Here is a 24,634-nt window from a genome sequence, read left to right on the forward strand (position 1 = left end):
TGTTGGCATCTTTTTCTTTTGTTTAAAAATATTGAAATTTTTTAATAAATTTTAAGAAATTATTTGAATAAGATTATTTTGTAATATTCTATATGAAAATAATTGAGAAGTGTTCACGAAGATATTGTAAATTTAGAAAAACAAATTCTCCAAACTGAAGATAAACTCTTAGATTATATTCGATCTGGTTATGTAGGCGGAATTAAAAAGTCATTACATAGTTTAGATTCTGATCTAAAATATCTTAGCATACTTGCAAATGGAGCTCCCATTGACAAAAATGAAGATCGTAAAATCATGGATTTTTTGAGAACTCACTATGAATATTTGCAAAAGTTATCAATTCCGCATAAATTATCACACGGAGGATAATATGGACGCTGCAAAACTTTTACAAATAATTATGGATTCTGACGTTAATATTCGACATAGCGTAATTACTGACATAGATGGAAACATAATTTCAGTAAATCATCGTCAAGGAGTGGTGAATTATTTATCTGAAGACGAAACAATCGCATCTTTGAAAAGAGCGGCAAGTGCATGGAAAGCACGAAAACAACTTAGCCCAAAAATTGGAAGAGGGCTTTATGCGGTTGCAGCATTTGAAAAAATTACTAGGATCACATTCCCATTAGGAAATGATTATCTAATCTTTGTAAGTATGGGTTCGGATACTACTAGAATGGATCTTCATGAAGGAGGACAAAAACAAATCATTGAACATGTTTTGAATATTCTAAGTAGAGATCCTACCAAAGCCTAAAAATTTGTATTGTTGACTATTTTCAGTAAAGCTTTTTGCTAGCTGTAAACGAAACCAGATTATTGGACTTTATGCTAGAAGAAGAATTATTGGATTTGTTGACTTTCTGTTTGCAAAATCCTGAATCTTCTGAATTAGAAGAAAAGAAAAAAAGAATTACCGAGATTGGTGGAGAACTATTTTCTGATGGTGGAATTGATGCTCTTGAAAATTTTTTCTTTGTAGTAAAAAACAGAATAATTCAAGAAATAGAAAAAGATCCATCTCCACTGCGTTCGCTGTGGAATGGACTATCTCCGGAATGGCATTACTAGTTTAACTTGTTAGTTTCTAGCCTCTACCGATTCTAAAAATAGCTGTACTGCATTTTGGGCAGGTGCCTTTTAGAGCTGGTTTGCCATTTTTCATGGTGTATGGTTTTGCGCCTTCGATGTCTCTTTTATCTCGGCACTTTACGCAATATCCTATTGTCATATCGTTAATAGGCACGTGGTTCTATTAGCGAGATCTTGTTAATTTTTTTTTACTATGAGGCAAACCTCTGATCTTAATTTCCTACGTAAATTTGATATTAGTTGTACTTGATTTTTTTCTTCGTATTTTTTATGTGTGTATTTTGTAAGTAATCATTGTTAACTGATAATCTTTAACGTTACATACTGTGCTAATGCATCATTTTTGATTACCTTTGCAATTTTTCCATCATTGTTAACTATGTTCTCTATGTCCCATACAAAAATCTCGGCTGTGTATTCTCCAGATACTTTTGGAGTCCATGATAATGCTGGACTGAATGTTTGACCTGGATTGAGTGAACCTATTACCCAATTTATTGACATGGTTATGTCATTTTGATTTTTAATCTGAACTATATATGCAAATTCTTGAGCTTTTTCTTGATTGTTTTTTATATCTACAGAAATCTGAACTTGCTGATTGACATTGATCTGATTTGATATTTGTGATCCAAATGAATTTACAAGTCTGGGGTTTGTGATATCAACTCTGTCTAATGGTTCTATTGTAAATGCCGGATTGATAAAAACTGTAAATGTTAACAATATTGAAAAAGTAATCCCTAATTGCTTTATCATAATTTTCTGGCAATTATTTTGTTAATAAAGCATTTCTACACTATTTTTGATTTGTTTGGTTTACTTTTAGTTATGTTGTGTATTTTTTATTATATGATATTTTGAGTAATTGCTTTATTTCTATGATTGGTGATTAAATCTTGATCCTATAGTAATCCCATCTTTCTGGATCAAATCTTGTAACAAACTCAGCACTCTCTTTGTCCACCCTTGATTTTATTACATCTCTTAAGGCAAAACTGGTAAGATACTTGTATTTTTTAGCATGAGCCTGCATGATGAACATGTGACGCATTTCACTTCCTCCTTTTAGTCCCCAGTATCCCATTTTTAATGCAAGAGGCTCCAAGAATATTGTATTGTTTAATCCATAATTTTCATCTCTTATCTCAGGTCTTAATCTATAATTTTCCAAAGGTCCTCCTTTTGCAAATCCTACTATTTCTCCATGACAATCATTTAATCTTAAAGTGTTGAGAATTATGTTCTGATCTTTTATTGATTCTTCAAAATTATCTTTTGCAAATTGTAATGGTTTTGGTAGTTCTAAAAATATTGAAAATAAAGTCTTCATAAACTCAGAATCTTTTCTAGTATCGATCTTTTCAATCGTTGGAACTAATTTTAAATTATCATACGTGTAGTTTGCTTGTATTGAGATCTCTTGTTGTCTGAGATTCATAAATGCTAACACTGTGTCAAAAAAATTCTTTCTCATGTTAGTTGGTAATGACTCTAAAATGAATCTGCACATCTCAGTTTCTTTATTTAATAATTCTTCAAAATAAGCTACGGAGCTTCTTACAATGAGTGATGGTCTCCATGCTAAAGCATGTGCATTCATTTTTGCCATCTCCATTGCTTTTGAAAAATTTCCTAATGAATAACCACTAATTCTATCTACTACTGAAAGATACCATCCTAGATTCATAAAATGCTCTTGTTTTGATTGATTGTCTTTTGTTAATGGTGAATTTTTAAAACATTCTTTGATCTGTCGTTCTGCATTTTCCCTAAGTGTTCCACTCCATGGATATGTTGTTCTAAGAATTAATACCTTGATTATTTCAATATCTAATTTTGCATCATCTAATAATTTTCTTAATTTTTTATCTGATGAAATAAATCTCAAAACATTTTCTTCATGTGGTTTGTCTACACTTTTTTGAGGATCAAAGTCATGAAATAAAGCTGCAGCATACAGATACTTCAAATCATCCTTGGCAAACCTTTTTGATGTGTTGTTTAGATTTGCAGATAACAGGGCAACATAAGTTACTTCTAATTCGTGATTGATATTGTGGTATCCATAATAATCGCTTCCTAATCCTTGCGTCTCAAATAACTCGATGGTATAGTCTAGCATCTCAGTATAGCAATCTTGGTCCATGCCGCTTTCTACAATCAGGCTCAAAATCTCATTACGCATGGTGTGTGAGTTGACAAGCTCTTGCAATAGATACTGATGCTGATTGTTGTTTTTAAAGAATACTCTATTTGTTAAAAATCTCTTTATGACGATTTTTAAAAAATCATTATTTTTGCGAAAGACTCAATAGAATTATCATTTTTTTGATTTTATTGTCTGTTGACTTGGATTTGCTTGAATCGCTTATGAGTATTAATGAAAAGCAGTCACTTGACTATGTCTTGCACATTGATAATATGACATATCCTTTGACTGACGTATCTATTGTGAATTCTCCTACTCCTGTTAATGCCCCTACAACTAGAGGTGGGGTTTATTTTTCAGATACATTTGCATATAAGATCAAAGGAACAGTAAACGATCTAACAATAATTCCATTATTGTCAAAAACTATGCTAGGTCCAAATACAGAATTTCGTGAAATTAAAATTACTACTCAAATCATTCACAATGGCAAAAAATTATCTCTATCATTATTTACCAATTTGACAAATAGTGTTCAAAGCTCATCTAAGATTGAATTAAATATGATTTTGGTAAAACTGGAATCATCTTAATCCCTTTTTAGATGTATGTCGTATTTTTTTCGTAATTCTTCGTTTGATAATATCTCATATGCTCTATTGATTTGAACCATCGCTTCATCTGATTTTTCTTCTTTGTTTTTGTCTGGATGTATCTTTTTTGCCATTACTCTATATTGTTTTTTTATCTCTTCAAGTGTTGCATTATGTGACACTTCTAATATTTTATAATAATCTGGCAATGATGGGTCTTGTAATAATTTCCTGAATTCTTTGTCCTCCTTTGAATTTTTTCTAGTTCCTATCTCTTCATAATCATCAGACCAGTCAGAATGATATTTCTCGTATGTTTTGTCATTCTTTGAATCAAATTCTTTGTCGTCATATGTGGTCTTCCTTCTCAAGATTATGTCTCTTGCGAGATATATGAAAAGCCCAATCACTGCTATTGCAAAGCCTGAAAATAAAATAATTTTCTGCTCATCTGTAACATCTAATTTCATTTGCAAATTTTTCTCTGTGTCCGCTGTCTGCGCAGATACGTTTTGAATCATACATATGAGAATAACACTTGATATTATGATGCTGACTTTTTTCATTTTTTATGCTAGTCTAAAGTCTTCTTTTGCAGTATTTAGAACTACGTGAGTTATGGTATTTTCTATATTTTGGATTGATGCTATTCCTTTTACAAATTCGCTTAACTCATTGCGCGATTTGAATTTTGCAATCACTAGCGTATCTGTATTTCCTGTAATGTCATATACTCCACAGACATTTTCTATCTTAGATAGCTCCGTCTCAATGTCTATAATCTTGTCTTTTTTTGCAATAATCTCAATTACTGCAGTTAATGTATAACCTAATTTTTCATGGTCTATTAATGCTGTATATCCTTTGATCACTTTTTCTCTTTCCAGTTTTTTAATTCTAGATAATATCGTAACCGTAGACATTCCAAGTTTTAACCCAAGCTGTCTTGCAGATAATCTTGCATCAACTAATAAATTTTTAAGAATTTTCTCATCGTTTTTATCTAAATTCAAGTATCTTCTATATTCTAAAAATATATTTAAATTTTAGCTAATTTATTTAATACATGTTTAATTTTCTTAATTTTTGATCCGTTTTGAGATACTCTTCAAGTTCAAACTTAAAACAAAGAGATTGTATTTTGATACATTGAAAATCAAGGAACTTGTTTTAAAAGGTCAGGCTTCTTTGAACTCTGGAAATTTTGAAGAGTCTTTGGGTTATTTTGAGCAAGCATTACTTTTGAATCAAGATGATCCTGACTTGTGGAATTTTAAGGCTGTAGCCTTACGCAGTTTAGGTCGCTACGAAGAAGCATTGGAATGCTTTAACAAATCCCTAAAACTTGATCCTAGAGATAAACACGCATCATGATTTAGTTTCTGTTTGGTTTTTATTATTTTTAAAATAATGCGATCTTCTGAACCGGGCTTATGAATAAGCAAAAATAATTAATTCCTTGTTTCCTACTAGTTATTATATCGAAGCAATAAGGAATACTATCATGGTTTTACAGTCTGTTAATGCCGATAATTGTCCCCGATGCGCAAAAAATGCATTACTAACTGACGATGTAACTGGGGAGCGATTTTGCGGAAAATGTGGCTATGTTATTTCTGAAAAATCTCAGGAATCAGGACCTGAATGGAGATCATTTACCCAAGATGAACATGGAAACAAAGCTCGAGCCGGTGCTCCTACATCTCTTACTATGCACGATATGGGATTATCTACAATCATTAATCCGATGAATAAAGATGCATCTGGCAAACCTCTAACCGCATCAATGAAAAGTACCATTGAGCGATTAAGAACATGGGATAGTCGAAGTCAAGTTCACGAATCAGTTGATAGAAATCTTAGACAAGCATTAAGCGAACTAAACAGATTAAAAGATAAACTTGCACTCTCTGATGCTGTCATTGAAAAAGCAGCTTACATTTACCGAAAAGCAATTGAGAAAAAATTAGTACGTGGAAGATCAATATCTGCAATGATTGCATCTGCACTTTATGCTGCATGCAGAGACACTGAAACACCACGAACATTAAATGATGTAGGCGAAGCTGCAAATCTGAAGAAAAAAGACATTGCACGATGTTATCGATTATTGCATCGAGAACTAGATCTAAAGATGCCAGTAGTTGACCCAATCCAATGTGTTGCAAGAATTGCAAGTAGAATTGGAATCACTGAAAAAACAAAACGTTATGCTGCTAAAGTTCTAAAAATATCTCAAGAACATGAGGAATCTGCAGGAAAAGATCCGATGGGACTTGCTGCAGCTGCCCTGTATTTGGCATGTGTCAAAAACGGTGAAGACATCACTCAACGTGATATCGCAGAAGCTGCCAGTGTGACTGAAGTTACTATCCGAAATAGATACAAAGGTCTAAAATTAGATCAAAATATGGAATTATAAAATAATTCCAACAATATTTTAATTAATTTTGCAAATCTGATGATCGTATCTAATAAACAACTTTAAATCTATAATTTTTGGCATTTTTTCTAATTGAAGATTCCAGAAATCATTCAAAATGCAAGTGAGTTTGGACTCAAAATTAACAAATTAGATGATTTGGACGAAGAGATTCTAGACGACATGCATCAATCGATAATAGAATACAAAGAAAAGAGACACTCATTGCACACAATCGATTATTTGTGGTAGATGATACTTTGAGTTTATCTGCTATTCTGTAGTTCTTGTATTTTCAATTCTAGCTCTTTTATCTTGTTTCTTAATTCTATATTTTCATCTCTTAGAACGTCTCTTTCTTTTGTGAGTATTTCATTAAGATCCATTGATTTTCTTTTTAATCATATTCAATTAAAGATTTGGCAATATCGTGGTAAGAAATTAAAAAAATAATCAGTATGATCAAAAGGGGAAATTTCTGATCATACTGATTTTGTTACATGCGGAGTCATTTTTTAGTCATTGTTTCCTGATGCTGGCATTTGTCTGTTGGGGAAACTTTCAAATTTGCAAGTTTTACAATTATTGGCAGCATTCTTGCAGGAATCGCTACTGCAATAATTCCTAAGGAAATTGCCGATTTCTTTGTTTGAAGAGATTTCATGTAACTTCAAATATCCTAAAATATTTTTGATTAAAACCTTTGATTAAATTTGGATTTAACTAATTGTATTAAATACTAATTTTGAAATTGTTCTAATTCATTCCTAAATTGAAATGTGGAATTGTAGCTAGCTTGGACTCAATCTATATTATTGATAAAGTGTTATCAAAGATGTTATGAGTAAAGAATTGGATAAAATGATGTCACAAGCTTATGAGTATTGCGAGGATGGTAATTTTTCCGAAGCTCTAAAACTATATGATTTAGCATTAAAACAAGATCCAAAAAATACCGACATCATAATTGACAAAGGTGTAACACTGCAAAATTTGGGTAGAATAAAACAGGCAATAAAATATTATGATAAGGCATTATCAATTGATCCAAAAAACATCAACGCTTTGGTAAACAAGGGATCCTCATTACATACAATTGGAAATTATTCTGATGCGATTAGATGTTATGATTCTGCTCTTAAAATCGATAAAAAATGCGCTATGGCTTTAGCATACAAAGGATTGTCGCTGGGAGAATCAGGAAATCTTTCTGATGCACTAAAGCATTTCAAGAAAGCCCTTTCTATTGATCATGATTATGATCTTGCAAATATTAGCAAAGAAATGGTACAAGAATTACTCAAATCAATCAAACAACAAAAAGCTAAAACACGGTGACATCGCCAGGTGCAGGCTCTCGTTTATTGATATTTTCATGCGATTCAAAAAATTCCTTATGCTCTACATTTTGATGTTCTCTAAGCTTCTCAATGTTTTCAAATCCCATATGGCACAAGTAACACTTTGGCTTGTGTTCATCAATTAATGGAAGTACCATAAAGTATATGGTTTGTTTGCCTACTTATTTCTTGAGACTTATAGTTAAGGAATATATCCTTTAACAATTGACTTGCTATGTGTTAGATCAACTAATATCTGAATCAAAGGCTCTAGATAAAGCAATTTCTGGCGAAGAGCTGACATATGATGATGGTATTGAATTGATGAATTATGATAATTTGCACGTATTAGGTGCCGTTGCAGATATTGCAAGAAAAAAATTGGTTGGTGATACAGTAACATTTGCAGCATCATATTACATGAATTACACAAATGTTTGCGCAGCTAGCTGTCAAATGTGTGCATTTTATAGAAAAGATGGAGCAGAAGATGCATACACACTCACCCCAGAGCAAATAGAACAACGTGTTGGAATTGCTAAATCAATGGGTGCAACTGAAGTTCATATTGTAGGTGGATTCCATCCAACACTTCCCTTAGAATATTATGAAGACATGATGAGAGCTATAAAGAAAAACCATCCTCAATTAAACATAAAAGCACTTACTGCTGCTGAAATTTTCTTTTTGTCTAAACTTACAAAAAATTCTGTTAAGGAAGTTCTCTCCCGTCTTAAATCTGCGGGTCTTGACTCTATGCCAGGAGGAGGTGCAGAATTATTCCATCCTGAAATTAGGGGAAAAATTGTTCGAGGTAAATGCACTGGACAGGAATTTTTAGACACTATAGAGCAGGCACATAATCTTGGAATCAAAAGTAATGTGACTATGCTTTACGGTCATATTGAAAAACCATCTCACATAATTGATCACCTGATAAAAATCCGTGAATTACAAAAAAAGACAAATGGGTTCATCACCTTGATTCCATTAAAATTCAGTTTGGATAACACTGAACTTGAGCAGCAGCATCTTGTTAATCATGAATGCTCTTCTGTGTATGATTTGAGAATTATTGCATTGTCTAGATTGATGCTTGCAAATGTTTTGAACAACATATCGGTATACTGGGTAGCATATGGCAAGAAACTTGCACAAGTTGCACTGTCTAATGGTGGAAATGACTTGGTAGGAACTGCGTTCTCTGAGGAAATTTACCGTGCAGCTGGAAAACCTACAACATCGTCTGTTGAAGAGTTAGCTACAACTGTAAAAGAGATTGGACGAAATCCTGCACAACGTGACAGCTTTTTTAATGTTATAAGAAAATTCTAATTTCATTATCTAAAGTGCTTTTTAATAGATTCAACTTTGTCTTCCATTTTTACTTGTTTGTCTTTTCTTGAATCGATCTTTAAAATAACCTCTACTCTATTTACTCCTAGATTGTGGACCACTTCCATGATTGTTTTACTTGCTTCGTAAATCTTATCGATATTTTCTGATTCTAAAACAGTTCCCATAGGATTAATTTCATATCTTAATTCCTTTATGTTCTGAATTGCTTCTATTCCTTTAGCGATGTAGAAACTCACGCTGGTCTCACTTGTTCCAATTGGATAAACGCTAATCTCTGCATGAATCAATGTATTATAATGATACTTTTGGAATTAAAATGTTTGAAGTTTATGATGCTGGCTTTTTTTCTTCCTTTTTGAGATTGCCTTTGTTTTTTCTTCTTGCTCCAAAACTAATTAAAATCAGCAAAAACCCAACACCTATCAAAATTCCTGCAAGTGTGGTCATGTCTTGATTTTCTTGTTGTTTTGTCAGTAAATCCACAATCTCTTCTTCACTCATCCCAGATTGTCCTACAGGCATTGTTGCGTTGAGGTTTACTACAATGATGACTCCGACTATTACCATTGCAATTCCTGCTGCGAATATTTTTTTGTCTATTAACATCTTTTCAATAAAAGTTAATTTTTATCATATATTAGGTAATTGGATAATTTGTGATTTTACCGTCTGGTTTTTTAATTAAATTAATTTGGGGACAAATATGTAGATGATGGCAATAATCTCCATTCTTCCAAAAATCATTAGAAACGAGAAAATTATTTTGGCATTAGGATCGGTATCTATGTCAATTATCCCAGTTGTTAGTCCTCCAGTTGTGATTATTCCTGTAGATTCTAAAAATGCATCTTGGAAGTTTACTTCATAAGCAGTTGTCATGTATGCTGCACTCATTGATGCAATTAATGGAAAGAGTGCAATTATGACTATTGTGGAAGTTAGCTCTTTTTTTGCCTGTGGAGTTAACTCGGAACGTAATTTTTTATTTATTAATTTTTTAATGTCTTTTAGGTGCATGAATCTAAATATTTTGATTCCACCTGCAGTTGAAAACCCACAACCTCCAATGAACATCAAGATGATCAAAATCACATGCGCTGGAACATTAAATGTGGATAAATCATCCATCTGAAATCCTGCGGTGGTACTAGCTGACACCGTATAAAATATCCCTGTCAGAGGGTCCAATCCGCTAAGTCCTATAAACAAAAGTATGGCACTGCCTAGAATTGTAAAATATACCAAAACTTCCTTTCCGAGTTTTGGTGCCAAGAATTTCTTTTTTACCAAAGCATAGTGGAAAGTAAATGGAAGTGCACCTAGTATCATGCCTCCAATCAAAGTTAATTTTTCTTGCCATATCAGATTATCCAGAATCGTCGAATTTGGAACGAATCCTCCTGTTGCTATTGTGCTCATAGCTAATGAAAAATTGTCTATGATGTTTCTTTCGCCAAACAAGTATAGTAAAATTGCAACAATGAAAATATACAGAATAAAAATTATAGTTATGGTTGCAAATAACTCTCTCATGTGCAGTGTCTTTCCAGAAATAAAACCTCGCATAGACTGTAGCTTTGATTCTGGATAAAATGCCGTAATTATCAAGTAGATAAAACTCATTCCTCCTACAAGCTGTGTGAAACTTCGATAAAATGTAAAACTCTGAGGAAGATCTTCTGGATGATCAAATAGTGATATGCCTCCAGTGGTAAATCCTGCTGCACTTGAAAAAAATGCGCTAGCAAATACCTCGTAACTTGATCCTTCGTACGGAATAATGTACAGATATGGTATAGTTCCAAATAACGTCAATACTAAAAGACTTGAGACTACAAGAATGGATGCTTGGTGAAGATTAAGACTTGCCTTTTCACCGTATGAGTTCAGAAAGAACCCTACCACCAATAACAGTACTGTTGTGAGATAAATTCCTGTAGCAGTTACAGTTTCCCCTAATATGGTTGATAATATTGCAGGTACGATAAGCAAAACGCCTGCAAACTGTAGCACAAATCCGAGATTTCCTAATACTGCCTTTACTGGCGGACTGAAAAGTCTAGGTGCAGTAGCGGTGGCATCTCTGATTACATTTGCAATGGTTCCTTGGTAGATAATCCCAATAACTTCGTTTTTCTTTGTTACGATTGGAAGTTTTCTAATGTCATGATCTCGCATTTTGTGTAATGCATCTTGAAGAGTTGATTTTTCATTAATTGTGATTAGTGGCGTTGCCATTATTTCTTTTAAAAATGTAAATTCTGCATTTACCGAAGTATCGCCTACTTTGTTAATTATGTCCTCATCAGTTACGATTCCAATTGGCCTGTTATCGTCATCAATTACAATAATGTCATCTCTTTCATGATGTTGGAGTAATCTTGCAGCTTCTCTGGTGTGAGTGTTTTGATTTAACATCAACACGTCCTTGTTCATGTAAGCGGTAACATATTTTGTTAGAACGTAGGATATTGATCGTTCCGGATTTGTTGACATCAAGCATTCTGTATTATTTGACATTAAATAATTTGGGGTCAGTAATTCTAGATCTTTGAAACTATGTGCAATTCAGATCGGGCTCTTCTAATTTACTGGTCTAAATCAAAATATGTCATTAGTTTTATGCATAAATCCATTCATTTGTCCAATCTGTAATGTTTTTTACTATTTTTCTTTTAGTGAAAGTTTGTACTCTTTGTATTCCGTTATTGACTCGTTGAGATTTTTCAGAGCTAATTCATCGTCAAAGTCTTTTTCCTTTAGATCATTAAAACAATTTAGAATGCTCTCTTTTAGAACTACAATCATTCTTTTATCGTCACAATGTATGCTGTTAGTTCTCTGTGTTAAATTTATGCTTGTTCAATTAAAAAATTAGTTATCAAAATGACAATGTGATGATAATTACTATGATGCTTCCTATGAGGCCAATTAATGCAAGTTTGCTGTTTTTTGTCCATCCTTTTTTTACTGATACAATTCCCATTTTTTTACTACAATGCAACTAAAATTAAACCTTGGTTCAAAAACAACCTTATCAATTGGCGTTCTCTTTATGAAGACTCTATTACTATTCTATTAATCGTACTTTTGATGATGGTTTTAGTGTCTCCCCAAATGAATATGGGGGCTTTGGAATTACTGGTAAGACTGAGACGTTCTCTCCTATCATTTTTTGAATATCCTTGTCGTAAACTGATAATGTTTTACAACTTGGGCAAAACCACCCCCTGCCTTTTATGAAACTGCAGCACTCGATGATTATTTTAAAGCCGCAAGCAGGACACTTGCCTGGTTCCTTATCGATATACTTTACATACTCAAAGACTATGCGCTCTACGCTCATAATACTAGATCAAAGCCACTGATTTTTTAAATTATGTGTTGATTGACTTGACTTGCAAGTGGTATTCTTGATATCTTTGCTCTTCATAATTGAGAAAGGGTTTATCAGGCGTCAATACGTTATTTAAATGACTTTTCTATGATGGCACTGTACAAGAAGGAGACGCTTGAGGATCCAGAATCTGAAAATAAGACATATTCAAATTACACACTAAAGCGTGAAACTGAGTTTTGTTGTGACCTTTTCAAAACTTTTTGTAAAAAATTTACAGTTTGGAATTATGAACAAGGAAAATTTACAATAGTAAATAAAATTACATATGAAGGACATTCAGTACAATCAATTGATTTTTGTCCATTTTGCGGTGAAAAAATAGAATATGCTGATGAAAATTCTAAAATAAAGAAAAAGAAAACAAAATCATTTTAAAATAAATTAATCTTCTTTTTTATGACTATTATTGTCCTATTTGGAATCTATTGGAAATTGTTATTTTGGTTTATCAATTTGTTGCGTTCTACATTTCCCCATTTTATTTTGCCCCACATTCTTTCATGAAAATAATATATCACTATCGCTAAAACATTAAACGTTATTGTAATTAATGATGTTTCATAGATGTTATGCGACGTTGCCCATAATAATGTAAACAATAATACCGTGTTGAGCCTCTATAGACAGCAGTTTTTGTCAGAGTTCTTTTTTTACTGTCCATTGATTTTGTTTTGTATGATAATCAGGTTAATGTTGTATTCTGTTGTGTACATTTTTTAAGAATGAATCATGGGGTGGTATGAAAACACACTTGGTCTTTTTTAATGGTTTTATGCCGCTTTAATTTGGAACCCTGAGACTATCTCTTTTTGAATTAAGATTATCTGCCACATCCGTTTTGAGTTTTTCAAAGAATTTCTCAATCATTTTTAATCCTGCTACCATTCTTGGGGCGTTGGTTTTTGCAAACTCTAACTTTTCAGTATGTGTTTTTGGTTTCTGTTTTTGATAATTTTCATAGACTTTTACCCCGTCATAATCTACATATGCTATCCTTGCGCTATAGTCAGTTCTTTCCAATACGAGGCTATCTCCACCAACAATTGCTGTGTGATATGGGTGAACAATCAATGCTTCCGATAGTTTTTGTGATGTATTGATCTTCATTGCTTGCAATTCTGGCGCATAGTGATTAAAATCTGCCAAAAGATAAAACGTCGCTTCAGGTTTTGTAACCTTTACTCCCTCAATCTTTGATAATTCATTGTACACATACTCTCCCATAATTTTGTGAATGTTTCTTGTAATTTCAAAATACTCGTTTATCTCGTCGCTAATTTCAAAACCTTTAACAGCTGCATGTTGAATTGGAGTTGATACTGCAGTATACTCTGTAGCAAGTATTTTTTTAAACTGTATTTTAAGATCTAAAGCGTGTTGTGGAAATACTACGTAACCTAGTCTGTATCCTCCAGCTGCATGTGATTTTGATAATCCGTTTGTAACAAATGTGCCTTCGGGATAAATTTTTCCCATACTGACAAATTTTGAAAAGTCATAAGTTGTCTGTGCATAAATTTCATCAGAGATAACTGCTATTGATTGCTCTCTGCATACATCTGCAATCTCTTCTAGCTCTAATCTGTTGTAAAGCAACCCTGTTGGATTGTTTGGATTGTTTAGTATCAGAACTTTTTGTCTATCGTGCAATCTTAGCGCAAGTTTTCTAAGATCACTTGGTGAAATTTTTTGATTTGCTTGCGTTGGAAGCATGTGGAAATTTTTCTTTAATAATCTAATCTGAGGTAAATATCCAAGCCAAGCTGGTGTTGGTAAAATTACAGTTCCATGTAAAACTTCAAGTAAATTAAATATCAGCTCCTTTGTTCCTGGTCCTACATAGATCCTCTTTGGATCAACGTCCATTGAAAAATAATGCTTGTTGTATTTTGCAATTGCTTCTCTTAACTCGGGAATTCCTTGAACTGCAGCGTATGCTCCTTTATCTGCATTTTTTATCAACGCATCTTGCATGATTTTTGGTACTGGAAATGGTGATTGGCCAAACGCAAATCCATAAAATCCAAAACTACATTCTGAATGAGGGCAGTCTGAATGAAATTCTTGCAAAAATGTGTTTAATTTTAGATTTTCTGGTAATTCAATATCTTCAACTTGCTGGTCTACAACAAATCTCATGATTACTGTATTTTTTACTCAAATATTAGTGTCATTGACATTTTCATTAAATTTCTGGTAATTTTTTATAATATTCATATGAATAATTGATTTTTTGTTATGTGGAATGTTTTCTGAAATTATGTGCAATAAATTTTGTTTACAATAAATTAACATGAAAACTTCATTTATAATTAATTTAAAAATTTGAATTATTTTTTATCTGTCTATAATTAATTTAAAAAATAATTTTTAATTGAATATAATTCACAATAAATCAATTTAAATTATTTGTTACACTTAAAGAACATAAATTTTCTAATTATTTTATGGCAACAAGTAGAAAAAAGAAAACATCAAGCAAAGTAAAAACTGCTAAACCTGCATGGAAACGTGCTGCAAAAAGAACTGTCAAAACTACTAAAAATAAACCAAAACCACGCAAAACTGTTGCAGCTAAAAAAGGTAAATCTGTTACAAAAAAAGCCTATGGTAGAGCTGCAAGACGAACAGTTACTCTAAGTGGAAAAGGTCCTAGAAAACAATCTCCAAAACCAAAAAAAGGTAAATCTGTTACAAAAAAAGCCTACAGTAGAGCTGCAAGACGAACCATTGGTAAAAGAAGAGTTTAATTTTCTAAATTTTTTATATTTTTTATATCTGTCAATTGTTTGTAATTTACTTTTAAACTAAAATCAAAAAATTAATTATTTTTTTATAGATCAAATTTTTATTTTTAGTGAATTTTATAAGTTATTTTAGCTTAGAATTATACATATTTGGGATAGAAAAGTAAGTAGTTAGTAATTTTTGTATGGCAATAAAAAGAAAAATCAGAAAAGCTGCTAAAACAGCAAAACGAAATGTTCGAAAAGCAACAAAAACAGCAAAGAGAACAACAAGAACAGCTAAACGAAATGTTCGAAAAGCAACAAAATAGTGTAATTATTACTAAATTGTATTAATCTATACTGTTGTCCTCATTGGATAAATCATGATTGAATAGTTAGTTCTTTCTTTGTAGCCAAAAGAACTTACAAATTATTCAATCATTATTTTTTTATCCTGTAATATCTTTAATTATTTTTTACTACTGCATTTTTTATAATTCATATTGCAATTAATTAAGTTCTAAAATCCTTCTGGAGGCGCAGTCAATTTTTCTCAACACCAAACATTACAGTACGCACGAAAAGAGTTTAGATTCTATTTTTTGTTATTCTCTACTTGATTTTTCTTTTCTTTGTTACTATTTTGTTTCCTTTTTGATATTTTTCTATTAGTTCTATAACCTTCTCATTACAACTTGCCCATAATTTTAGAGATTGATAATATGGTGAATCTCCCTTACCTGATGTTATCTTGCTTGTTGCTTCATTGGTCATCACTAAGAACCATTTTGCAAGCATGATGGGTCTTATTTTTACATCATTGAACTTATCTAAGCATTTATCACATATTTCAAGATGCATGTCTTCAGACTGTCTTAGTTTTCTATCATCATGTTCACAATGATAAATTGAGTTTTCCATTAATCTCTATTGGTGTATTGTTTTAAAATTATTTAAAATTGTCACACCCTAACTTTTCATTGTGATTGTCATTTAAGACTAGTTGGATCAGTGATGACTCTCTTATCATGCAGGTATTTCATTAATCATTTCACGAGTTAACTTGAGTTCAGTTTTGAGCATCGCTTCTCTGTCGTATAGCTCATCAGCTAATCTCAATTGCGTTCTGAGCAATTTGTTTAATGTTTCATTTCTAACTTGAGATGCTGCAATTTTTTTACTTCGAAGACTGACCAGCTTTTGCATTGAATACACTATTGGGCTTTTGATGTTAATTTTGTAGGTTGGGGATTTTCCAACATTTCCAGAGTTTATGATCATTTCATTATCTGATAATTTCTTAATTTCATTAAATGCAGTTGTACGGCTCATTCCTATTCCTTCAACTAATTCAGGTACAGTAAACTCGTTTTTTGGAAATGTCATGAAAAAATTAATCATCTTCATACGTGGGGAATCCCCATAAAGTGCAATTACTCCAGATTCTGCTTGGGTCATAGTATACCAAGTATAATCAATATACTTAAAGATTAATCCCAAATAGTATCATTTGAGTACTATTGGTAAAAAGCACACAAACTGATAAAGAGATACAAGATTCGATATTATTTTACTTGTGGCAAGAGGGTGCGTGGGGAGAGCGTTATACTAACTATGAAAAAATGAAAAGGCGAATAGGGATGGTAGTAAAAAATAATGGAAAAAATACTGACAAACAATTAGCAAAATTAGTTAATGATCGAATGGTTTTAAAATTAAAGCAAGGACGTACATATTCATTGAATCATCTTTATAGACAAACTATTGAGCAGAGACTAATTGATGCTGACTTTACAATCTAAAAATCTCTCCATTTCATATCCTCAGAATATGGAAAATCTTCTTTTGAGTTATGCATTTTTTTTAGTTCTAAAAATTCAGTAAATATGTCATTTGACATGTTTGAAAATCCTTTCACACTGCATATCTTTACAGGAATTGATGTCTTTGATTTTGCTCTGAGTTGAGCTTTACTTGGAACACTGTTTCCTGATTTAACTTCTATCCACAAAAAATCATCTTCTTGAGGATCCTCTAGAAATCTTGTTTGGTTGGATGCAACTTTACAGACAAGAAAATCATAATTAAAGTATGGTGTAAAAATACTGCCATGAGGTTTACAAATATGCTTTATCTCTAATTGAAATTCTTCTGGTATTGAGATTAGAATTCTCTTAATATCTAGTTTGAATTCTATTTTTTCATAATTTTTACCTCTGAAAATTTGTTCAGATGATGCATATGCCCAATTTCTTTTAGTAAGCCATTCTTTTGCAAAACATTCACCCACCATTCCTATTAATCTATTTGACATATCCATGAGATAATTTACAAAATATAGTAGTTAATCACACGTTGATGCAAAATGAACAACAGAATTTAGAATCTAATTAAGCCTATTGTGCTTATTGTTAGATGGGAAATCAAACATTCATCTAGTTTTATAATTTTTTTAAAAAATAAAAAATGGGTTAATTTTTCTTTGATGAAATAATTAACTATGTGGATTCTTTCCAGATGGTCTGCCTGTTTTACTTGCACCGCCAGCTTTACCACTACCGCCACCTCTTCCGCCTTTTCCTATGTCATTTCACCTCCTCAGTCATTATCCCACTCTACATCTTCTACGTAATCTGAAAACTGCCCAGTCTCCTCATTGAATACATTTCCGTCAGTTGTGATCATTTCTGATTATCACCTATTGTTTTCATCACTCTGGCTTTGAAGTCTGGTGTGGTATTGCTTTCTATGATTCTTTTTGCAGCCTCAGTCGTCATTTTTGATTTTGCCATATGTTAATTATCTTAAAAATACTATATTTGCACAGATGAACCCATTTAATGGTCATATGACCAAAATGAGAATAAGGTGATAAGATTGGTTAGAAAAAAACATGATTTACTGAGAACTGGATTGTCTTCAGAATTATTTTTTTTGGCAATGCTAAAGCCAGATACTGGCTCTGATCTAGGAAGACGTTTACAAGGCCGAAAAACACCCTCAATGTCAAAAATTTACCGCAATCTAAATGATTTAGAATTTTCTAAATATCTCAAGAAAATTGATAATGTCTACCATGTAAATCCAAAAAAATTATTTTTAGAAATAGAGAATCAGTTAAAATCAAAAAACCAATATTTTGACGATGTTGAAAAAAAATTGATTATTAAAGTATTATCTGGAAACTTTTTTTTGGGTATTTTTAGTATTAGGACAATTGAAGAATTAAAAAGACAACCAAAAGGTGATCATAAAATCGATGCACTAACTATATTTTTCAATTATATTGGACATTTTTCTAGTATTGTGTTGTTTCAATGTTTACATGATCCTAAAATAAAAAAATCAAATCAAATATTAAAAAAAATGTCTCCAAATGAAGTTGATGAAATGTTTAATGAACTTGATACTTTTGAACAAGAATTTAGTGTCAAAGGAAAAAAACTTATTGATTCTGAAATTTCTAAAATGCCAAAACAATTCATTCTTTCTATGGAACAATCTACCCCCGCTTTTTTTGAAATAATTGATAACATGAAATACAGTATTGGAAAACTTTCGTCAATGGTTCCATTCTATATGATGAAAGAGTCGACATTGAAAAAACTAAGCTCACTATGGGATCAGAGTAAGGGATTTGAATTAGGAGTTAAGATGGCCTTAAAACCTCAACGTTAATTGAATTTTTGAAAAAATGTCAAATTATTTTATTTCAAGCAATGATAGGTCTATAGAGATTTGGGGTACTGCTCTTCTTCCATTTGAGCCTACTGGATGGCTAAAAGACCTTAGAACAGAAATTCAAAATAAAATAAAACAACTAAAACCTACAAATTTTCTTTATTCCAAATTAACCTCTTCAAAAAGAGACAAGGTAGATCTTGATAATGTTTTGTTTTACAATGTTGCATATTCTACATTTTCTAATTTATCGCTTGATTCTATTATAATGGAGCGAAGTTATCAAAAACCAAAACCTACACCTGATGGAAAAAATTATGATTATTATCTATATTATACAGTTGAAAAAGTAGAATCAGAACATAAACGGAAAAAAGTTCTAGGTACTTTTTCTAATTTACCTATAGATAATTTTGACTCACAAACTAAGGTTGATAGAATTTGGTATTCTATTAAAAAAGGTAGCATTACTCATTTTAAAAAAAATCATACTACAGAATTTGGCGTAAACATCTCGATCACCTCATCTAATCTTCGATTAGTATCTGAAGTTGGAATGAAAAGAATTATCGATGCATCTATTGCCTCTTTTCAATCTCATCTTGGAGATGAACCTGAGATGTTTAAGAGATTAGCTCAAAACTTATCAATAAATCAAAACGATGCAAAATATCTACTCTGTGATGAATCTCACGCTGTATTAGGAAGCAGTAGTTTACTTACATCCCATCGTGATGGAATTAAATGGAATCCAAATGATGATTTGGCAGTTTTTATCTCACTTGCTCTAAATTCAAATCAAAAATCTCTTGATGTATCTGGGGAAATATTTTCTGTATCTTAAGGAATTCTATAGGTATCATTTGCAATTTTATCTAATTTTTCGCTAATCTTTTTCATAGTCTCATGTAATGATTTTACTTCTTCAAGAAGTAACTTTAGTGTATCATTAACCAGATCTATGTGTGTTATTTCTTCTGAACCCATGAATTATGTTATGGTGTATCTATAAAAAAAGGCTTTATTTTATAATAAAAGTATTATTTTCTTAAATTCTAGTTCTACATTATCTCCTTTGATTATTTATGGTTGAAGAAATTTTAAGTTATGATGAAATGTGTGCTAGAGAAAAAACTAGTCTTCAAAAAGGCATTAATTTTAACTTGGGTGAAAGACACTCTATTGTTTTAATGTCTAGAATACCTGGTGCAAAATATGAAGATGAATTTCTAGAAAACAACACAGTTTTGATTTATGAAGGTCATAATGCTTACCAGAAAGAAGGAGTTGATACTACAACTATAGATCAACCAGAAAGAGTTGCAGGAAAACTTACTCAGAATGGAAAATTTCATGAGGCTGCAACTCAGTTCAAAAATGGTGATAGAACTGCAGAGCGTGTTAAAGTATATGAAAATCTAGGTGGTGCAACTTGGATTTATCATGGAGATTTCTTTCTAACTGATTCATGGATTCACCATAATGGCACAAGAAAAGTATTCAAATTCAAATTAACTGCTCATGACGGAAGTCAATTTACTGTAAAAGATACTGATACCATACAACGAAGAAAAGTTATTCCAAGTAATATAATGACTAAAGTATTGGAACTACATGGCCGTAGCTGTCATGAGTGTCATAGCACAGATAATCTGACGTTTATTCATACTGGAACTGATTTGATAACTAGTGATAATGTTCACATTGTTTGTGATAAACACTATATGTAAAATCTTTGAACTTGTCTTCTATTTAAAACGAAAATAATTTGGAAATCCTTTTGTACATCGTATTAAAGTATTAATTTATGGGTATAGGAAATTTTTTTCGTAATCTCAATCGTAATTCTAAACTGATTCAAGTTGATTGTTCTGATGGAAATCCACGTTTTATTGAGAAAAACCCTACAGAATTTTTAAAATCATTTGAAAATGAATGGCATACTGATTTTAGTTCATCAGCTAATATTCTATCTCAAAGTGGAAGCATTGGACTTAGAATCAATAGAACGCCAAAGAATATTATGGGTGATTTAGATCCAATAAATCAAACAATTAGATTGGAATTAATTATGATTCATAGATTAATGACATTTAATCCATGTAGTAAAGAAAATGAGATATCTGTTAATCGTAAAATAAGTGAAATAATTGAAGCAGGTAGAAAAATGCGTGAATTTAGTTTATTGGTGAAAGATATCAAATCTAACGAAATTGAATTTTCACAATTAAAATCTATTACTAAAACTAATAATACAAAAGATACTCTTGCATTAAATGCATTTGATGAATTTGAAAAATCTCAAAAAGAAAGAGAATTACGTTTATTATCTTTAATTCAAGAATTTAATCACATTATATCTAAGTTAAAAATTACCAATGATGTGTTGCTTGAAAATAAAATTAACAAAAAACCTACTTATGAATTAAACTGGGAACAAAAATATCATGAAACAATTTTATCTGAAGTACAATCCGAAAAAGATTGGGAGCATGACAAAAACAAATTTTGTGTTGAAAATAAAAGTTTTGATGAATACAAATCTATATACTCTGATGTTTTAGACACGTATTTTTAATGATCAATATATCGTCAAATATTTCTAATTTTTTTAAAATTAAAAATTCGTTTCAAAAAAATAACTAAAATAAAATGTGATTAAAAATTCAATATGCTATTTTATAATTTAATATTTGATCTTAACCAATCTGTTTGTTTTTTTGATTAAAACGAAGAAATTCAATAACTCTATAAACAATTACTCAATACCCAAAACATGGTAAAATCTGAAATTGGTGGACGTCCAGTAGATATTACAAGAGAAGATGGTAAGATCAAGATAGTTTTCCATCCTATGGCAAAAGGTGCCACTCATCCCGATGCAAACGTCTTTTCAATAAAATTATCAAAAGTGGACATTGAAATCCTCAAAAAAGCATTGGGATAGACATACTTCCTTTTGGTAATTTTATACTTCCACTAGACTTTTAACATACTTCCATGTTGATTAGGCATGTCTCGAGCTCGAGTTGATGAACAATTTGTGGGTAGTGAAACATATGGTTTTGATGCAATTAGGGGTATCCAGGCTGGAAATGAATTCTATGTTGCAATGTGTCCACTCAAAATTATCCCAAAATTGTTTATCTTCAACGATTATGACATTCCCCCCGAACTTCGAGCACAAAGAACCCTTAGTTCCACTAGAATTCCTGCAATCAAAAATTACATTTTGAATAATCCTGATAGCTATATCTTTTCTTCACTTACTGCATCTGTTGATGGAGTGATGAAATTTACTCCAGCTGCATCACTTGGTCAAGATGGAAAACTTGGACGTCTTTACATCAACATGGATTCAAGGCTTTTGATAAATGATGGGCAACATAGAAGAAAAGCCGTAGAAGAGGCACTAAAAGAAAGACCCGAATTAGGTCACGAGATGATATCTGTGGTATTTTTCAAAGATGATGGATTAAAACGAAGCCAACAAATGTTTTCAGATTTAAATAAAAATGCAGTAAAACCAACCAAATCACTTAACATATTATATGATCATCGAGATGTCTATTCAAAATTTATTGTTGACTTAGTAAATAAAATTGAAATATTTGTAAATCGAGTTGATCTAGAAAGAACTAGCATCTCAAATCGTTCAACTAAAGTCTTTACATTAAATGGAATCTCTGATGCTACAATGCGATTACTTGGAACATCTAAGGGAAGAAAACTTTCATCAGAAGAAAAAGAAATGATTAGTAGTTTTTGGGAAACGGTTTCTAAAAATATTCCAGAGTGGCAATTACTAATACAAGATAAAGTTTCATCATTTGAGTTACGTAAAGATTTTGTACATACTAACACTAATGTTCTTAATTCCTTAGGTATTGTAGGATATATTATGATGCGAGAATTTCCAAGTACTTGGAAAGAAAAATTACGTGGCCTAAAAAATATTGATTGGTCTAGAAATAACCCTGAATGGCAAGGTCGATTAATTGTTAATAAACAAATGATCAAAAATGCACGAGGAATTGAACTTGCCGCAAATACAATTATGCAAAAATGTGGTGTCAAATTACCTGAAGATAGGCTAAAACATGAGGCTAAAATTTGAGTGAATCTATATTTGATAAAAGAAGTCTAGCAAATATTTATGAAGAAATAAGAAAAGTCTATCTTAGTGATAATAGACCTTGGATAATTGGATTCAGTGGTGGTAAAGATTCTACATGTCTAATTCAACTTGTATGGAATGCATTATCTGAATTACCAAAAGAAAAATTACAAAAAAAGATCTATGTCATCTCTTCTGATACTCTAGTTGAAACTCCAAAGATTGCAGAGCGAATCACTACTACTTTAGACAATATTGAGCAAGCAGCAAAAAATACCAACCTTTTGATATCTACTAATTTACTGAGACCAAAGATTACTGATACTTTTTGGGTTAGAATGCTTGGCTTGGGGTATCCTGCACCAACTACTATGTTTAGGTGGTGTACTGATATGTTGAAGATTAACAATGCTGATAGATTCATTCAAGAAAAGGTCTCAGAGTATGGTGAGGCAATAGTCCTGTTAGGAATGAGAAAAAGTGAGAGTTCTACAAGACAACAATCAATGAATCTGTATAAGATTGACAATAGTCTACTTTCAAGACACTCAAAATATGCTCAAACCTATGTGTATACTCCATTAGAAGACTTTACTGCTGAAGATGTCTGGAACTATCTTTTACAAAACAAAAATCCATGGGGTGAGCAAAATAGAGACTTATTAGCATTATACCAAGATGCAAACGCAAGCGAATGTCCTCTAGTTGTAGATACTAGCACTCCTTCATGTGGTGGTGGAAGATTTGGATGCTGGACATGCACAGTTGTAGATAAACAAAAACACTTGGGAAATTTTATTGAACATGGAGAGGAATGGATGGAAACTCTTGTAGAACTACGTCAAATCCTAAAAGATACTCAAGAACAATCAGAATGGGCAAAAGTCCGAGAAAAGAAGAGAAGACATGGTAGAGTAGAACTAAAAACATATGGTTCAAAATGTCCAAAATGTGAAACACTAAATGAACCATCAGCAGAATATTGTAAAAATTCTGGATGTGGAGAACCACTGATCAATTATACACCTGGACCATATACGATGGAATTTAGAAAACAATATTTAGAAAAACTTCTTTTGGGACAACTAAAAATTCAAAAAGAAGGACCAAATCCAAATCAAAAATTAATCTTAGATGAAGAGATACATGAAATTCAAAGAATTTGGAGAATGGAACAAGGTGATTGGCAAAATAGTGCTTATCAAATTTATAAAAAAGTTACTGGAAAAACTCTAGAATCAGTTAAAGAAGACATGGGAGGATTTAATAAAATGGAAGAAGAATTGTTGCAACAAGTATGTACTAAACATAATGTACCTGCAAAATTAGTTAGCATACTGCTTAATTTAGAATTTGAACATCAAGGTGCAACAAGACACTCTAAAATTTATGGAAAAATTAAATCTGAATTAACAAAAGAATGGCGTGATGATATGACTGAAATCATGAAAGAACTAACTGATGATAGAGACAAAAGGAATACTGTGAAATCAAATGCTTTTGACAAAAGTCACACTGAATGATCTTGGCGTCTATCGAGGACGCAATGAGTTTGATTTTAAAACAACACCTGAATGTCCTGTCATTTTATGTGGGGGAACAAATGGTGCAGGAAAAACGACTCTCTTTGAATCCATCATGCTATGTTTGTATGGTCAGAACTCTTTTGAGCAAAAAATCACTCTCAAACAATACCATGCATCAATTTTGAGGTCCATTCATCGATATTTAGGCACAAAA

General features: G+C 31.7%; 38 protein-coding genes. 21 read left to right on the forward strand and 17 right to left on the reverse strand.

The window, feature by feature from the left end:
- Nucleotides 1-102: 102 nt before the first annotated feature.
- The 3 genes from K5782_RS05120 to K5782_RS05130 are packed head-to-tail and all read left to right on the forward strand — an operon-like array spanning nucleotide 103 to nucleotide 1,080.
- Nucleotides 103-372 (forward strand): hypothetical protein, encoded by a 270-nt coding sequence (locus K5782_RS05120; protein WP_297464545.1) that lies wholly within the window; start codon nucleotides 103-105, stop codon nucleotides 370-372.
- A gap of 1 nt (nucleotide 373) precedes the next feature.
- Nucleotides 374-766: a hypothetical protein gene (locus tag K5782_RS05125; protein WP_297464548.1), complete on the forward strand. Its 393-nt coding sequence runs from the start codon at nucleotides 374-376 to the stop codon at nucleotides 764-766.
- 35 nt (nucleotides 767-801) lie between these two features.
- Entirely contained in the window at nucleotides 802-1,080 is a 279-nt protein-coding gene (locus tag K5782_RS05130) for a hypothetical protein (protein ID WP_297464550.1), read from the forward strand.
- Nucleotides 1,081-1,096: 16 nt separating this feature from the next.
- Here K5782_RS05130 and K5782_RS05135 read toward each other — a convergent pair whose 3' ends face one another.
- The 3 genes from K5782_RS05135 to K5782_RS05145 all read right to left on the reverse strand — a co-directional run bounded on the left by K5782_RS05135 (nucleotide 1,097) and on the right by K5782_RS05145 (nucleotide 3,289).
- Nucleotides 1,097-1,240, reverse strand: coding sequence for a DUF5679 domain-containing protein (locus K5782_RS05135; RefSeq protein WP_007550336.1), 144 nt, complete (start codon nucleotides 1,238-1,240; stop codon nucleotides 1,097-1,099).
- A gap of 158 nt (nucleotides 1,241-1,398) precedes the next feature.
- Complete coding sequence (locus tag K5782_RS05140) at nucleotides 1,399-1,860, reverse strand: CARDB domain-containing protein (protein WP_297464552.1); 462 nt, start codon at nucleotides 1,858-1,860, stop codon at nucleotides 1,399-1,401.
- 133 nt (nucleotides 1,861-1,993) lie between these two features.
- Nucleotides 1,994-3,289: an HD domain-containing protein gene (locus tag K5782_RS05145; RefSeq protein WP_297464638.1), complete on the reverse strand. Its 1,296-nt coding sequence runs from the start codon at nucleotides 3,287-3,289 to the stop codon at nucleotides 1,994-1,996.
- 152 nt (nucleotides 3,290-3,441) lie between these two features.
- Here K5782_RS05145 and K5782_RS05150 point away from each other — a divergent pair, with 152 nt between their 5' ends.
- Entirely contained in the window at nucleotides 3,442-3,846 is a 405-nt protein-coding gene (locus K5782_RS05150) for a hypothetical protein (RefSeq protein WP_297464554.1), read from the forward strand.
- Here the strand turns inward: K5782_RS05150 and K5782_RS05155 are convergent.
- Nucleotides 3,843-4,367, reverse strand: coding sequence for a DnaJ domain-containing protein (locus K5782_RS05155; protein ID WP_297464556.1), 525 nt, complete (start codon nucleotides 4,365-4,367; stop codon nucleotides 3,843-3,845). The two genes, K5782_RS05150 and K5782_RS05155, sit on opposite strands and share 4 nt — an antisense overlap.
- 48 nt (nucleotides 4,368-4,415) lie before the next feature.
- Complete coding sequence (locus tag K5782_RS05160; protein WP_297464558.1) at nucleotides 4,416-4,859, reverse strand: Lrp/AsnC family transcriptional regulator; 444 nt, start codon at nucleotides 4,857-4,859, stop codon at nucleotides 4,416-4,418.
- Between the two features lie 136 nt (nucleotides 4,860-4,995).
- Between K5782_RS05160 and K5782_RS05165 the strand changes: the two genes are divergently transcribed.
- The 3 genes from K5782_RS05165 (at nucleotide 4,996) to K5782_RS05175 (ending at nucleotide 6,520) form a co-directional block, all read left to right on the forward strand.
- Nucleotides 4,996-5,220, forward strand: a complete 225-nt coding sequence (locus tag K5782_RS05165; protein ID WP_297464561.1) for a tetratricopeptide repeat protein — start codon at nucleotides 4,996-4,998, stop codon at nucleotides 5,218-5,220.
- Between the two features lie 130 nt (nucleotides 5,221-5,350).
- The gene (locus K5782_RS05170) at nucleotides 5,351-6,268 is read left to right on the forward strand and encodes a TFIIB-type zinc ribbon-containing protein (protein ID WP_007550345.1); all 918 of its coding nucleotides are present in this window, start codon (nucleotides 5,351-5,353) and stop codon (nucleotides 6,266-6,268) included.
- Between the two features lie 93 nt (nucleotides 6,269-6,361).
- Nucleotides 6,362-6,520 carry a hypothetical protein gene (locus K5782_RS05175; RefSeq protein ID WP_297464564.1) on the forward strand — a complete coding sequence of 53 codons (159 nt, stop codon included), beginning with the start codon at nucleotides 6,362-6,364 and terminating at the stop codon, nucleotides 6,518-6,520.
- 256 nt (nucleotides 6,521-6,776) lie between these two features.
- Here the strand turns inward: K5782_RS05175 and K5782_RS05180 are convergent, their stop codons facing one another.
- On the reverse strand, nucleotides 6,777-6,932 hold the full coding sequence (locus K5782_RS05180; RefSeq protein ID WP_297464566.1) for a hypothetical protein: 156 nt from the start codon (nucleotides 6,930-6,932) through the stop codon (nucleotides 6,777-6,779).
- 176 nt (nucleotides 6,933-7,108) lie between these two features.
- Between K5782_RS05180 and K5782_RS05185 the strand changes: the two genes are divergently transcribed.
- Complete coding sequence (locus K5782_RS05185) at nucleotides 7,109-7,606, forward strand: tetratricopeptide repeat protein (RefSeq protein WP_297464568.1); 498 nt, start codon at nucleotides 7,109-7,111, stop codon at nucleotides 7,604-7,606.
- Here the strand turns inward: K5782_RS05185 and K5782_RS05190 are convergent.
- Nucleotides 7,593-7,766, reverse strand: a complete 174-nt coding sequence (locus tag K5782_RS05190) for a hypothetical protein (protein WP_297464571.1) — start codon at nucleotides 7,764-7,766, stop codon at nucleotides 7,593-7,595. The genes K5782_RS05185 and K5782_RS05190 overlap by 14 nt on opposite strands.
- A 79-nt stretch (nucleotides 7,767-7,845) precedes the next feature.
- Here K5782_RS05190 and K5782_RS05195 point away from each other — a divergent pair, with 79 nt between their 5' ends.
- Entirely contained in the window at nucleotides 7,846-8,943 is a 1,098-nt protein-coding gene (locus K5782_RS05195) for a radical SAM protein (RefSeq protein WP_297464573.1), read from the forward strand.
- A 5-nt stretch (nucleotides 8,944-8,948) separates the two neighbouring features.
- Here the strand turns inward: K5782_RS05195 and K5782_RS05200 are convergent, their stop codons facing one another.
- The 5 genes from K5782_RS05200 to K5782_RS05220 all read right to left on the reverse strand — a co-directional run bounded on the left by K5782_RS05200 (nucleotide 8,949) and on the right by K5782_RS05220 (nucleotide 12,313).
- The gene (locus K5782_RS05200; RefSeq protein WP_297464576.1) at nucleotides 8,949-9,254 is read right to left on the reverse strand and encodes an MTH1187 family thiamine-binding protein; all 306 of its coding nucleotides are present in this window, start codon (nucleotides 9,252-9,254) and stop codon (nucleotides 8,949-8,951) included.
- A gap of 40 nt (nucleotides 9,255-9,294) precedes the next feature.
- Entirely contained in the window at nucleotides 9,295-9,573 is a 279-nt protein-coding gene (locus tag K5782_RS05205) for a hypothetical protein (RefSeq protein ID WP_297464579.1), read from the reverse strand.
- Between the two features lie 75 nt (nucleotides 9,574-9,648).
- Nucleotides 9,649-11,463: a potassium transporter TrkG gene (locus tag K5782_RS05210; RefSeq protein WP_297464581.1), complete on the reverse strand. Its 1,815-nt coding sequence runs from the start codon at nucleotides 11,461-11,463 to the stop codon at nucleotides 9,649-9,651.
- A gap of 168 nt (nucleotides 11,464-11,631) precedes the next feature.
- Nucleotides 11,632-11,775, reverse strand: coding sequence for a hypothetical protein (locus K5782_RS05215; protein ID WP_007550356.1), 144 nt, complete (start codon nucleotides 11,773-11,775; stop codon nucleotides 11,632-11,634).
- A 262-nt stretch (nucleotides 11,776-12,037) separates the two neighbouring features.
- On the reverse strand, nucleotides 12,038-12,313 hold the full coding sequence (locus K5782_RS05220) for a hypothetical protein (RefSeq protein ID WP_048109645.1): 276 nt from the start codon (nucleotides 12,311-12,313) through the stop codon (nucleotides 12,038-12,040).
- A gap of 141 nt (nucleotides 12,314-12,454) precedes the next feature.
- Between K5782_RS05220 and K5782_RS05225 the strand changes: the two genes are divergently transcribed.
- Nucleotides 12,455-12,742, forward strand: coding sequence for a hypothetical protein (locus tag K5782_RS05225; protein ID WP_297464584.1), 288 nt, complete (start codon nucleotides 12,455-12,457; stop codon nucleotides 12,740-12,742).
- 405 nt (nucleotides 12,743-13,147) lie between these two features.
- On the opposite strand, the gene K5782_RS05230 is transcribed toward K5782_RS05225, so the two are convergent.
- A complete protein-coding gene (locus K5782_RS05230; protein WP_297464586.1) occupies nucleotides 13,148-14,506 on the reverse strand; it encodes a pyridoxal phosphate-dependent aminotransferase in 1,359 nt (452 codons plus the stop codon).
- Between the two features lie 308 nt (nucleotides 14,507-14,814).
- Here K5782_RS05230 and K5782_RS05235 point away from each other — a divergent pair, with 308 nt between their 5' ends.
- Nucleotides 14,815-15,117 carry a hypothetical protein gene (locus K5782_RS05235; RefSeq protein ID WP_297464589.1) on the forward strand — a complete coding sequence of 101 codons (303 nt, stop codon included), beginning with the start codon at nucleotides 14,815-14,817 and terminating at the stop codon, nucleotides 15,115-15,117.
- Between the two features lie 182 nt (nucleotides 15,118-15,299).
- Nucleotides 15,300-15,425 carry a hypothetical protein gene (locus K5782_RS05240; protein WP_297464591.1) on the forward strand — a complete coding sequence of 42 codons (126 nt, stop codon included), beginning with the start codon at nucleotides 15,300-15,302 and terminating at the stop codon, nucleotides 15,423-15,425.
- Between the two features lie 283 nt (nucleotides 15,426-15,708).
- On the opposite strand, the gene K5782_RS05245 is transcribed toward K5782_RS05240, so the two are convergent.
- Nucleotides 15,709-16,017 (reverse strand): hypothetical protein, encoded by a 309-nt coding sequence (locus K5782_RS05245; protein ID WP_297464593.1) that lies wholly within the window; start codon nucleotides 16,015-16,017, stop codon nucleotides 15,709-15,711.
- 105 nt (nucleotides 16,018-16,122) lie between these two features.
- A complete protein-coding gene (locus K5782_RS05250; protein ID WP_297464595.1) occupies nucleotides 16,123-16,554 on the reverse strand; it encodes a hypothetical protein in 432 nt (143 codons plus the stop codon).
- A gap of 62 nt (nucleotides 16,555-16,616) precedes the next feature.
- Here K5782_RS05250 and K5782_RS05255 point away from each other — a divergent pair, with 62 nt between their 5' ends.
- Nucleotides 16,617-16,898: a hypothetical protein gene (locus K5782_RS05255; protein WP_297464596.1), complete on the forward strand. Its 282-nt coding sequence runs from the start codon at nucleotides 16,617-16,619 to the stop codon at nucleotides 16,896-16,898.
- Here the strand turns inward: K5782_RS05255 and K5782_RS05260 are convergent.
- Complete coding sequence (locus tag K5782_RS05260; RefSeq protein ID WP_297464599.1) at nucleotides 16,895-17,410, reverse strand: hypothetical protein; 516 nt, start codon at nucleotides 17,408-17,410, stop codon at nucleotides 16,895-16,897. The two genes, K5782_RS05255 and K5782_RS05260, sit on opposite strands and share 4 nt — an antisense overlap.
- A gap of 563 nt (nucleotides 17,411-17,973) precedes the next feature.
- Between K5782_RS05260 and K5782_RS05265 the strand changes: the two genes are divergently transcribed.
- Nucleotides 17,974-18,774 carry a hypothetical protein gene (locus tag K5782_RS05265; RefSeq protein WP_297464601.1) on the forward strand — a complete coding sequence of 267 codons (801 nt, stop codon included), beginning with the start codon at nucleotides 17,974-17,976 and terminating at the stop codon, nucleotides 18,772-18,774.
- A 16-nt stretch (nucleotides 18,775-18,790) separates the two neighbouring features.
- Complete coding sequence (locus K5782_RS05270; RefSeq protein WP_297464603.1) at nucleotides 18,791-19,621, forward strand: hypothetical protein; 831 nt, start codon at nucleotides 18,791-18,793, stop codon at nucleotides 19,619-19,621.
- Here K5782_RS05270 and K5782_RS05275 read toward each other — a convergent pair.
- Nucleotides 19,618-19,764 (reverse strand): hypothetical protein, encoded by a 147-nt coding sequence (locus K5782_RS05275; protein ID WP_297464605.1) that lies wholly within the window; start codon nucleotides 19,762-19,764, stop codon nucleotides 19,618-19,620. The genes K5782_RS05270 and K5782_RS05275 overlap by 4 nt on opposite strands.
- Before the next feature lie 98 nt (nucleotides 19,765-19,862).
- Here K5782_RS05275 and K5782_RS05280 point away from each other — a divergent pair, with 98 nt between their 5' ends.
- The 6 genes from K5782_RS05280 to K5782_RS05305 form a co-directional block, all read left to right on the forward strand.
- Nucleotides 19,863-20,507: an HNH endonuclease gene (locus tag K5782_RS05280; protein ID WP_297464607.1), complete on the forward strand. Its 645-nt coding sequence runs from the start codon at nucleotides 19,863-19,865 to the stop codon at nucleotides 20,505-20,507.
- A gap of 77 nt (nucleotides 20,508-20,584) precedes the next feature.
- The gene (locus K5782_RS05285) at nucleotides 20,585-21,355 is read left to right on the forward strand and encodes a hypothetical protein (RefSeq protein WP_297464609.1); all 771 of its coding nucleotides are present in this window, start codon (nucleotides 20,585-20,587) and stop codon (nucleotides 21,353-21,355) included.
- A 198-nt stretch (nucleotides 21,356-21,553) separates the two neighbouring features.
- Nucleotides 21,554-21,724 carry a hypothetical protein gene (locus K5782_RS05290; protein WP_297464612.1) on the forward strand — a complete coding sequence of 57 codons (171 nt, stop codon included), beginning with the start codon at nucleotides 21,554-21,556 and terminating at the stop codon, nucleotides 21,722-21,724.
- Between the two features lie 66 nt (nucleotides 21,725-21,790).
- Complete coding sequence (gene dndB, locus K5782_RS05295; RefSeq protein ID WP_297464614.1) at nucleotides 21,791-22,894, forward strand: DNA sulfur modification protein DndB; 1,104 nt, start codon at nucleotides 21,791-21,793, stop codon at nucleotides 22,892-22,894.
- Entirely contained in the window at nucleotides 22,891-24,417 is a 1,527-nt protein-coding gene (gene dndC, locus K5782_RS05300) for a DNA phosphorothioation system sulfurtransferase DndC (RefSeq protein ID WP_297464616.1), read from the forward strand. The genes dndB and dndC overlap by 4 nt, the downstream gene beginning before the upstream one ends.
- Nucleotides 24,395-24,634: AAA family ATPase (locus tag K5782_RS05305; protein WP_297464618.1), on the forward strand; the 240-nt coding region annotated here is incomplete at its 3' end. The genes dndC and K5782_RS05305, both read left to right, overlap by 23 nt.

This window comes from Nitrosarchaeum sp., assembly GCF_025699065.1.
Lineage (GTDB): Archaea > Thermoproteota > Nitrososphaeria > Nitrososphaerales > Nitrosopumilaceae > Nitrosarchaeum.